Consider the following 10,784-nt stretch of genomic DNA (forward strand, 5'->3'; position numbering starts at 1 on the left):
GGAGAGGGTGCCACAGGCGGGCCACCCTGCGCCGGGGCCGGAACGGGCACCCCGGACTCCTCAGCCGAACGACGGTTGCCTGCGCATATGGATCGCCTGGAGCAGCCCGAAGGCGATCATGTTGGCGAAGGTGGCGGTACCGCCGTAGGAGACGAACGGCAGGGGAAGGCCGGTGATCGGCATGATCCCGATCGTCATCCCGATGTTGACGAACGACTGGAAGGCCAGCCAGCACACGATCGAACCGGCCATCAGCGCGCCGAACCGGTCGTCGCACTCGCGCGCGATCCGCACCCCCCGCAGCAGGATCACCCCGATCAGCGCCACCACAGTGACCGAGCCGAGGAATCCGAACTCCTCCCCCGCCACCGTGAAGACGAAGTCGGTGTGCTGCTCGGGCACGAAACGGCCGGTGGTCTGGCCACCCCCGAACAACCCCTTGCCGAACACCTCCCCCGATCCGATCGCGATCAGCGACTGGGTGCTGTTGTAGCCGACGCCACGCGGGTCACTGGCCGGGTTGAGGAACGCGGTGAACCGGGCGATCTGGTACGGCTCCAGGACATCGAGGAGCCACACGGCCACCCCCGCACCGATCACGCTGAGGGTGAGCCCGGCGATCCAGCGCTTGCGGACCCCCGCCACGACCATCGTGCCGGCCGTGATCACCCCGATGACCATCGTGGTGCCCAGGTCGGGCTGGAGCATCACCAGGCCCATGGTGAAGGAGGACACCACCAGCGCGATCACGACGTCGAAGCTGCGCGGCCGGTCGGTGCCTCTGGCCGGCTGGGCCAGCAGCATGGCGAGCATCAGCACCAGACCCAGTTTGGCGAACTCGGAGGGCTGGAACGCGAAACCGCCCCCCAGCATGATCCATGAGTGGGCGCCGTTCACGGTGCTGCCAAGCGGTGTGATCACCAGGATCAGCCCGATCAGCGTCACCCCGTAGATCAGCGGCGCGAAGAGCCGCAGCGCCCGATGGTCCACCATCGCGGCCGTACCGGCCAGCACGGCCCCGATGACGAGGTTGAGGATGTGCTTCTTGACCAGCCCGGTCGAGCCGGGCGCCCAGGTCCTGGTCGACGACCAGACGAGCATCGTGCCGATCACCGCGAGCGCGGCCACGGCGACCAGCATCAATCCGTCCATCCGGCCCACCGTGGAGATCGCCGCCACCGTCCGGCCGGTGAGGGACGTCCTCGGCGGCGCCGCCCGACTCACGCGGCCTCACTCGCGGACGTCACCGCCGCCGATACGGGGGTCATCGCGACACCGTCCCATCCTTGGCGATCACCGGAAGCGCCCTCGCGGGGCGCCCGCCCGGCAGGATGGAGGAGGACGGTTTCCCGTCAGGCTTGAACCCGTAGATGCCCTCGTAGATCTTCCGTACCGCCGGAGCCGCGGTCTGACCGCCCATCCCGCCCTGGGACACCATGGCGACGATCACGAACCGCGGGTTGTTCGTCGGGGCGAACGAGGCGAACCACGACGTGTCGGCCTTGCCGTAGACCTCGGCGGTGCCGGTCTTCCCACCGATCTTGACCTTGTCCATGGGGAACCCCGCGAAGGCCCCTGCGGCGGTGCCGTCGGAGGCGACCTCGCTCAACGCCCCCTTGATGTAGGCCCGCTCCTCCCGCGTGATCGGCAACTTACCCACCACCGGCACCTTGATCTCCTTGACCTTGGTCCCGTCGGGACGCACCAGCGCCCAGGCCACCCTGGGACTGCGCAGCTTGCCGTCCCCGACCAGTGCCGCGTAGGCCGCCGCCAGCTGCAGTGGCGTCACCAGCACGTCGCCCTGCCCGATGGAGAAGTTGGCGGCGTCACCGGGCCGCCACTGGAATCCCTCCAGGCAGTTCTCGTACGCCAGCCGTTTGAGGAAGGCCGCCCTGCTGGGGCTGCTCTTGGCCACCTCCGGATAACCGGTCTTGGCCCGCCGGCAGTTGTCCTCCTTCGTCACCGCCCAGAGCGCCTTCTTCCACGCCCGGTCGGGAATCCTGCCCGGCGACTCGCCAGGCAGATCGACACCCGTGGGGCGGCCGAACCCGAAGGCGCGCGCCATGTTCGCCATCGGCTCCTTGGGTCTCCCCTTGGGATCGAGACCGCCGTCGCGCAACCACTGCTCGTACGCCGCCCGATAGAAGATCGTGTCGCACGACTTCACCAGCGCCGTGTGCAGGTCGAGGGTGCCCAGTCCGATGCCGCGGAAGTTGTTGAACGGCCGGTCGCCCACCATGTAGGACCCCGGGCAGTCGTACTTGCCGTGCAGTGGGTAGCCGTCCCTGAGCATCGCCGACACCGACGACACCTTGAACGTCGAACCGGGCGCGAACTCGCCCTTGATCGCCCGCGACACCAGTGGCTTGCCGGTCTTGCCCGACAGCAACCGCTGGTACTCCGCCTCCGAGATGCCTCCGGTCCAGACCGCCGGATCATACGTCGGCGCGCTGGCCAGCGCGATCACCCGGCTGGTCTTCGCGTCCAGCACCACCGCCGCCGCCCCGTCCGCCTTGGGCGCACCCTTCATCGCCTCGGCCAGCGCCTTCTCCGCCAAGGTCTGCACCCTGGCGTCGATGCTGGTGATGAGCGTGTCGCCCGGGATCGGCGGCACGTGCCGCTCCACCCCGATGACCTTGCCCAGCCGGTCGACCTGCACCCGCCTCATCCCGGGCGTCCCACGCAGCGGCACGTCGTAGACCGACTCCAGGCCGTCCCTGCCCACCAGGTCGACCCCGGAGAACGCCGCCCTGAGCCCGTCGCGCTTGTCCAGCTCCTCCTGCGTGATCGGCTGCAGGTAGCCGAGCGCCTGCGCGCCCGCGCCCTTGCGCGGATACTCCCGCACGGCCTGCACCTCGGCCGTGACGCCGGGGAACTCCTCCTGCCGCTCCAGGATCTGCAGGGCCTCGCGCGTGGTCACGTCGACGTCGATGGGGATCGGCTGGTACGGGGATCCCGGCCAGCACGGACGGGCGACCCCGGGCCCGCACGCCCTGATCCGCTCCCGCAACTCGCCGGGACGGCGGCCGAGCACGGCGGCCAGCCTCTTGATCACCTCCTCGCCGTTGCCCGCCATCCGATTCAGGCGGGTGCGGTCGACCGAGACCACCAGGGTGGTCCGGTTGCGCACCAGTGGACGGCCCGTCGCGTCGAGGATCTGTCCGCGCACCGCGGGGACGACGACATCACGCGTACGCGTCTCGGTCGCGGCCTCCACGTACTCCCGGCCACTCACCACCTGCACCTGCCAGAGCCGCACCGCGAGCAACGCCAGCATCGACACCACGATCACCTGCACCACGACCAGGCGCCCCCGCATCAGGCCCATGACCGCTCCTCCCCGCACACCTCGCGGAAACCCCCTGTCCACGCCCCGCCGAACCCCTCGCGGCGTACGCACCGGGAACCCCATCGCGCACGATGCCGCGTACCTGGCCTCATGCACGACTCCGCATGGCCGAGCGGGGCATCTGGATGGGACGCGGCTCCGGCCCCCTGACCACCCTCCGCACCATCCACACCACCGGTGGCGCGGCGAGCAGGTTGTAGATCATCGCCTGTGGCAGCACCGCCGTGAGCATGGACACACCGGCCCGCGGATCCCCCACCAGGGCGCCGGTCACCAGAGCGACCACGGGACCGGCGATCGCGCAGGCCAGCGCCGCGAGCGGCCCCGCGGCCGGCCGGCTCTCCACCGCCCGTCCCGCCATGAAGCCGATGAGGCAGAACACGAGCGCGTTGTGCCCGAGCAGATGCGCCGCGGGCGGCAGCAGGTCGCTGACGAGGCCGGCGGCGAAGCCCATGACGGCCCCAGCTGCGGCCCCGCGTGCCAGCGCGTACCCCACCACGGCGAGCAACACCAGATCCGGCGCGGCATGCCCCGGCAGCGGCAGCCTGTTGACGACGGTCACCTGGAGGATCATGATCCCCAAAAGCAGCGCCACGAACATCGCGTTGCGCCCCATCCCCTCAGGCCCCCTCTCGCCGGCCACGGGGAACCCCCGCCTCTCGCCGACCGGACTCAGAGGTGGAGTCGACCTCGGAGTCGGAGCCGTCCTCGGAGCCGGGCCCGGACTCGGCGTCGGACTCGGGTGAGCGCGGCGTGGACCGCCCCGGTGCCGAGACCTTCGCCTTGCGCGGAGCCGGCGGAAGCACCGTGTCACGCGGGTCGCGCTGCGGCGCCTGCACCACCACCCCGACCACGTCCAGCGAGGTGAGATCCGCGGACGGCCGCGCGTACGCGATGCGGGTCAGCTCACCCGGCGTGGCCTCCACCCGCTCCACCACCCCGATCGGCACCCCCGCCACATACGGTGCGCCGCGCTGGGAACCAAAGCTCACGATGCGATGCCCCGGGGTGATCGGCGCGGTCGAGTCGAGCAGCCGGAAGCGGACCAGGCGACCGTTCTCCCCCACCCCGTGCACCACCCCGATCTCGTTGCTGCCCTCCAGCCTGGCCCCGGCCGCCGAGGCGGGGTCACTGAGCAGAACCACCGTCGAGGTGGACGGGCCCACCTGAACCACCCTGCCGACCAGGCCATCGGCATTCAAAACAGTCATCTCCGGACGCACTCCATCGGCGCGCCCCACGTCGAGCTCGACGGCCTCCTCGAACCCGGGAGCACCGCGCCGAGCGATCACCTGGGTGGTCAGGATCTTGTATCCGCCGGTCCCCGCCACACCGAGCAACCTGCGAAGCTCCCTGGAGCGCTCCCGGTCGAGGCTCTGCGCCGCCAGATCGTGCCTGAGGCGCTGGTTCTCCGCGTGCAGCCTCTCGATCCGGCTCCGCGCCGAGGGAGCCTCGGCCATCGCCTCGAAGAACTCGCCCACCGGTCGTACGAGTCCCGCCCCCGCGCTCTCCGCGGCGCCGAACAACGTCGTGCCGACCGTCCTGAGCGGACCGAACGGCGACTCCGTGACCGAACGGTGGTCGATGGTCACGAGCACGAGTGCGGAGGCGAGCAGCAGTCCCAGGTTGACCCGTGCCCTGCGGGTGTCCTTCATCAGTGCCGCGGCTCGGGGACCAGGACCTGCTGCAGGGCGTCGAAGTCCTCGACACACTTGCCCGAGCCGAGCGCGACGGAGTCGAGGGCGTTGTCGACGAGGTGAATCGGCATGCCCGTCTCCGCCTTCAGCCGCTCGTCCATGCCCTTGAGAAGCGCACCGCCCCCGGTGAGGGCGATCCCGCGGTCCATCAGGTCTCCGGAAAGCTCGGGCGGGCATTTGTCGAGCGTGGTCTTGACCGCGTCGACGATCACGTTCAGCGGCTCCTCGATGGCCTTGCGGATCTCCGCGGCCGATACCACGATCGTCTTGGGCAGGCCGCTGACCAGGTCGCGGCCCCGGATCTCGGCGTGGCTCTCCTCGGGGAGCGTGCACGCGGAACCGATCGCCATCTTGATCTCCTCGGAGGTGCGCTCACCGAGCATCAGCGAGTATTCCTTCTTCGCGAAGGTGATGATCGCCTGATCGAGCTCGTCGCCGCCCACCCTGATCGACTGGCTGGTGACCACACCGCCCATCGAGATGATCGCCACCTCGGTGGTCCCGCCGCCTATGTCGATCACCATGTTGCCGGTGGGCTCGTGCACGGGAAGCCCGGCGCCGATCGCGGCCGCCATGGGCTCCTCGACGATGTAGACCCTGCGCGCACCCGCCTGGTAACCGGCCTCCTTGACCGCTCGCTGCTCGACACCGGTGATCCCGCTCGGCACGGCGATGATGATGCGCGGCTTGGCGAAGTGGCGACGCTTGTGCACCCGCTGGATGAAGTAGCGCAGCATGCGCTCGGTGACGTCGAAGTCGGCGATGACGCCGTCCTTGAGCGGGCGGATGGCCACGATGTTGCCGGGAGTGCGGCCTATCATCCGCTTGGCCTCGATACCAACGGCCACGATCTTCCCCGTCGCGGTGTTGATCGCTACGACGGACGGCTCGTTGAGCACGATCCCGCGGCCCCGCACGTACACGAGGGTGTTCGCGGTGCCGAGGTCGACCGCCATGTCACGGCCCAGAAAAGCAAGGTTGCTGCCCATGAGGAAGGCCGGCCTCCTTCCGTCAGGTCGTCGGCGAAAACTACGGAACGCACTCGAATCGTAACGTGACGTACCCACCGTTGAGCGCAATGAGGCGGCCTGCCGCAGCAAAATCTTGGGTTAACCGAACAAGGCGGGCCCCGCTGTCCACAAGGACGGCGGGGCCCGGCAATCTCGGCGAAAGCGCGCGTTCTAGAAGCGATCCGGGAAGAAGATCTTGATCTCCCTCGCGGCGGACTCGGGAGAGTCGGAGCCGTGGACGACGTTCTCGCCGATCTCCAGGGCGTGGTCGCCGCGGATGGTGCCGGGCGCGGACTTGACGGGGTCGGTGAGGCCCGCGAGACCACGGAAGGCCTCGATGGCCCGCGGCCCCTCAAGCACCAGCGCGACCAGCGGGCCGGAGGTGATGAACTCCACCAGCTCGCCGAAGAACGGCCGCTCGGAGTGCTCCGCGTAGTGCGTCTTGGCGGTCTCGACGTCCAGGGTGCGCAGCTCCAGCGCCACGACCTTCAGCCCCTTGCGCTCGACACGGGCGATCACATCGCCGATGAGACCACGCGCCACACCATCGGGCTTGATCAGGACAAGAGTGCGCTCGGACACTGGAGTTCTCCTTTGAACATGTATGGGTCGCGGACTGCGGTAATCGCGCGAAGTTTACCGTCCTTCGCGCGATTACCCGTGGTCGGCGAGGTCACTGGAGGGCAGGCCCACTTCCCGGACCGTCCTCGGGCGAGGGCGCGGGCGGGGGCACCACCACGGGCGGCGCGACGACCTTCTCCGGCTCGGCCTCCGTCTCCGGCTCGGGGTCGCGCTCGGGAACACGGTCGGGCTCGTGCCGGGGCCTGGGTCTCCCGCCCTTGCCCACCCCCTGCCCTCCCCCGGTGACGGCCGCGGACCCGCCCTTGGATCCGGTCGCGGCCATAGGTCCCGCCTCGGGATTCGGACGGCCCTGCGGCCTCGGTGCGGCCTCGGACCGTGGCCGCACCACCCCGTGTCCCACCTGCACGTCCTGTTCGGACCGCCCGGGCTGCCCGGCCCGCTCGGACGGCTTGACCTGCCTGGCAGGACCGACCCTTCCGGGAGGTCCCGACGCCGTGGCGGCCGGCCACGCGCCACCGGCGGAATCGGCCTCCCCGGCGGGAGGAGGCACCAGCCCGGAAGTGGATCGCGCCGCGGGCGAGAAGCCGCCCGCACCTGCCGGAGTGTCCCGGGTGTCCCCCAGGCTCACCGGGGTGCCTGGCAGGAGGCGAGCCAGAACGGCGCCGAGCACGATCACCACGAGCACCAGTCCGCCCCCGAGCAGTGCCCACAGGTGCAGGGCGTCCACGAACCCGTCGACCAGCGCCTGCGGGGTCGTGGCGTCCTTCAGGCGGTTGACCTGGACGCCACTGCCAAGCAGAAAGCCCACGAGTACCGCGGGGAAGAACAGCGACAGCGCCAGAAGCGCCGCCCCCTCGCCGCAGGATCGCAACGCACCGGTGAGCGCCACCGAGGCACCGCCCGCGAGCAGCGCGAACGGGAGGATCAGCGGGAGCCCGCCCGGGGCGGGAAGAAACAGCCGCACGGCGCACAGGCCCGCGACCATCACCACGAGCCCACCCGCGGTGACCATGGGCATGGCCGCGTCGCCCAGCCGGTTCGCCGAGAGCGCGGACAGGAGGCCCACCAACGCGGCGATCACGAAGGCCGGCCACAGGCCGGACAGCCCCGGTCCTCCCAGCCCTCCGAGTTCGACGTAGGTGATCTGGGCGGCGGTGGGCAGGGCGACGACGCCGACCGCGATCATCGCGTAGGCCGGCGCCCTACCGGCGGCCCCCTTCGAGACACCGGAGGAGGCCAGGGCGAGCAGGACGAGGATGGACACCAGCGCCGCACGGATCACCAGATTCGGTGACCAGTCGAACGTGCTGCCCAGAGCCAGGGCCGCGACGCCCGCGGCGGGCACGACCACCCACAGCGTGCGTCCGCGTTCGGCGACGACCGGAACGGGGCCCGTGCCGCCCTCGCCCTCCTTCAACCACAGCACCAGATAGAGCGCGGCGAGGGCGAGCGCGACCCCGGTGAGCATCGGGTACGGCTGGAGGGTGACGCGCCAGGAGTCGACCTGGTCGAGGGGCCACAGCGCGAGCGCCTGAGCGGCCAGCAGGCTCCCCGTCAACACGGCCGCCCACACGGCCCGCAGGAGCGTCGAACGCCCCCGGACGGCCATCAGGGTGGCGGGGACCAGCAGGCCCGCTCCGACCCCGTGCAGGACCCGCAGGACCCCTACCAGCGCCGTTGACCCGGCGTACCCGCCGGCGACGTCGGCGAAGGCGAGCAGGGTCAGCCCGGCGACCATCATCGGGGCCGCCCTCATCCGGTGCACGGCCACCGCCGCCACCGGCACGGTCAGGACCATCGCGGGAAGCGCCAGCCCGTGCGCTCTGATCATCGCTATCTGCGAGATGTCCGGCGGCAGGAGGGCGGCGACCACCGAGATGGTGTTGGGAATGGCGACGATCGCCAGCGGCAGCACTACCGCGACGAGCAGTCCGAGGACAACGTCGATCATCAGGGAGACCCGGAGCACGCGCACCAGGCCGGTGGGCCTGGCGGGCACCGCCCGAGTCGGCTGGATGGGAGGGACGGCCATGTTGGCCGACTTTAGCGAGAAGTCACGCCCTCGACACGGCGAGCGACGAATATCGCCGTGATCCACAGCGCGGCGAAGATCACCCCGAGGAGGAACATCGCCGGGACCATGAAGCCGGAGGCGATGGTGAGCACCTGGATCGCGCTTCCCGCGAGGTAGGCGAAAGGCCGCCTGAGCAGGCCGATCACCACCACGCAGAGGAGCGCCAGGCCGAGGCCGACGGTGAACGCGAGGGTCGGTTCGACGCCTTGGATGTTGATCGCGACCGGCGTGAACAGACCGACGACTATGGCCTGCATGCCGAGCACGCTGGCGCAGAGACGCCTCATCCCGGGAGTGACCGTGATCATCTTCTGTCCCTCCGGAGTCGCCACGACCGCACCCGACGACCCGCCACGCCCGACCGGCTCATCCCGCCTCGCCCGCTCACTGTGACCTGTCTACTCACTGCGCCTCGTCCGCCCGACTTGTCTAATAAGAGCGTTTTTCGGCATATCACGCTCTTGGCCGTTCGCGGTGTCCTGCTCGCTCACTGTGCCTCGTCCGCCTTGAGCAGAAGTCGCGCGTCACCGGCGGTCACCACCGACCCGGTGATCAGAACCCCGGCCCCGCTGAACTCTCCCAGAGCGTCGACGATGCCGATCGCCCGGTCGATCGCGCTGTCCAGCCTCTCGACCTGGTGCACCCGGTCAAGGCCGAAGATCTCCTCGGCCAGCGCCGCGAGATCGTCCACATCCATGGACCTCGGCGAGGAGTTCCTGGTCACCACGATCTCGTCCATCATCGGTTCCAGCAGTTCCAGGATGCCCTGGACGTCCTTGTCCTCGAACACCGCCACCACTCCGATGAGCTTCGCGAAGTCGAAGGACTCCTGCACGGCGTCCAGACTGGCCCGGATCCCCGCCGGATTGTGCGCGGCGTCCACGACCACCGTGGGCCCTCTGCGGACCACCTCAAGCCTGCCGGGCGAACGCACCCCCAGGAACGCCTGCCGCACCAGCTCCGCGTCGAGAGGCTCATCCCCACCGGTCAGCGCCTCCACCGCGGCAAGTGCGCAGGCCGCGTTGCCCGCCTGGTGAGCCCCGTAGAGGGGAAGCAGGATGTCCTCGTAGGTTCCCTTGAGCCCTTTGAGCCGGACCAACTGCCCGCCGATGGCGAGTTCCCTGCTCAGCACGCCGAACTCCAGCCCCTCGCGTGCCACGGTGGCACCGACCTCGGCGGCCCGCCTCATCAGCACCGAGGCGGCGGGAAGCTCCTGCTGCGCGAGCACGGCGGTCGCCCCGGGCTTGATGATGCCGGCCTTCTCCCCTGCGATCGTCTCGACGTCGGGCCCGAGGTAGTCGACATGGTCGAGGGAGATGGGCGTGATGACCGCCACGGTGCCGTCGGCGACGTTGGTGGCGTCGGTGACGCCCCCCATCCCCGTCTCGATCACCGCCACATCCACGGGAGCATCGGCGAAGGCGGCGAACGCCATCGCGGTGAGGGTCTCGAAGAAGGAGAGCCTCCGCCCCTGTGAGTCGACCATCTCCAGGTAGGGCGCGATGTCCTCGTACACCTCGATGAAGCGCTCCTCGCTCAGCGGGACGCCGTCCACGCTGATGCGCTCGCGCATGGAAACGAGGTGAGGGCTGGTGAACCGGCCGACACGCAGGTTGCGCTCACGCAGAAGTGCTTCGATCATCCGGGTCGTACTCGACTTGCCGTTCGTACCGGCCACATGCACGACGGGATAGGAGTGCTGCGGGGAACCGAGCAGGTCCACGAGAGCGGCGATCCTGTCGAGGCTGGGCTCGAAGCTCCACTCGACGCCACGCTGCATGATCGCTTGTTCAACCGCTCGATAGTCCACGTCTCCAGCCTACTGACGTCCTGGGCTGGTCCCGGACGGGCCCATGAAGAGTCCAGGGCAGGCCGCGTTCCTGCCCATGGCCAGGAACGCCGGAAAAGCCACGAGGGGAAATTGCCCGGAAAAGAAAAGGCCCTGGAAAGCACGAAAAGGCCCCCACCAAACAGTGGGAGCCCTTTCATGAAAAATTGTCCGGCGGTGACCTACTCTCCCACACCGTCCCCGGTGCAGTACCATCGGCGCTGAAGAGCTTAACTTCCGGGTT

The 10,784-nt window shown here is 69.6% G+C and carries 9 protein-coding genes and 1 rRNA gene; all 10 read right to left on the reverse strand.

Annotated features, from left to right (window positions below):
- Positions 1–60: 60 nt before the first annotated feature.
- Positions 61–1,224: a rod shape-determining protein RodA gene (gene rodA, locus AB0B96_RS39495; RefSeq protein WP_362907263.1), complete on the reverse strand. Its 1,164-nt coding sequence runs from the start codon at positions 1,222–1,224 to the stop codon at positions 61–63.
- A gap of 40 nt (positions 1,225–1,264) precedes the next feature.
- A complete protein-coding gene (gene mrdA, locus AB0B96_RS39500; RefSeq protein WP_362907265.1) occupies positions 1,265–3,328 on the reverse strand; it encodes a penicillin-binding protein 2 in 2,064 nt (687 codons plus the stop codon).
- A 109-nt stretch (positions 3,329–3,437) separates the two neighbouring features.
- Positions 3,438–3,965 carry a rod shape-determining protein MreD gene (gene mreD, locus AB0B96_RS39505; RefSeq protein ID WP_362907267.1) on the reverse strand — a complete coding sequence of 176 codons (528 nt, stop codon included), beginning with the start codon at positions 3,963–3,965 and terminating at the stop codon, positions 3,438–3,440.
- Positions 3,966–3,969: 4 nt separating this feature from the next.
- Positions 3,970–5,004 carry a rod shape-determining protein MreC gene (gene mreC / locus AB0B96_RS39510; RefSeq protein ID WP_362907269.1) on the reverse strand — a complete coding sequence of 345 codons (1,035 nt, stop codon included), beginning with the start codon at positions 5,002–5,004 and terminating at the stop codon, positions 3,970–3,972.
- Entirely contained in the window at positions 5,004–6,035 is a 1,032-nt protein-coding gene (locus AB0B96_RS39515) for a rod shape-determining protein (RefSeq protein ID WP_350945807.1), read from the reverse strand. Before AB0B96_RS39515 ends, mreC begins: the two co-directional genes overlap by 1 nt.
- A gap of 192 nt (positions 6,036–6,227) precedes the next feature.
- The gene (ndk, locus tag AB0B96_RS39520) at positions 6,228–6,638 is read right to left on the reverse strand and encodes a nucleoside-diphosphate kinase (RefSeq protein WP_350945806.1); all 411 of its coding nucleotides are present in this window, start codon (positions 6,636–6,638) and stop codon (positions 6,228–6,230) included.
- Between the two features lie 91 nt (positions 6,639–6,729).
- Positions 6,730–8,670 carry a hypothetical protein gene (locus AB0B96_RS39525; protein ID WP_362907272.1) on the reverse strand — a complete coding sequence of 647 codons (1,941 nt, stop codon included), beginning with the start codon at positions 8,668–8,670 and terminating at the stop codon, positions 6,730–6,732.
- Between the two features lie 11 nt (positions 8,671–8,681).
- Entirely contained in the window at positions 8,682–9,020 is a 339-nt protein-coding gene (locus AB0B96_RS39530; RefSeq protein ID WP_362907274.1) for a DUF4233 domain-containing protein, read from the reverse strand.
- 179 nt (positions 9,021–9,199) lie between these two features.
- Positions 9,200–10,492 carry a folylpolyglutamate synthase/dihydrofolate synthase family protein gene (locus AB0B96_RS39535; protein WP_350946103.1) on the reverse strand — a complete coding sequence of 431 codons (1,293 nt, stop codon included), beginning with the start codon at positions 10,490–10,492 and terminating at the stop codon, positions 9,200–9,202.
- Positions 10,493–10,709: 217 nt separating this feature from the next.
- Positions 10,710–10,784 (reverse strand): 5S ribosomal RNA (gene rrf / locus AB0B96_RS39540); the annotation flags it as partial.

It is taken from the genome of Streptosporangium sp. NPDC049046 (assembly GCF_040649155.1).
GTDB lineage: Bacteria > Actinomycetota > Actinomycetes > Streptosporangiales > Streptosporangiaceae > Streptosporangium.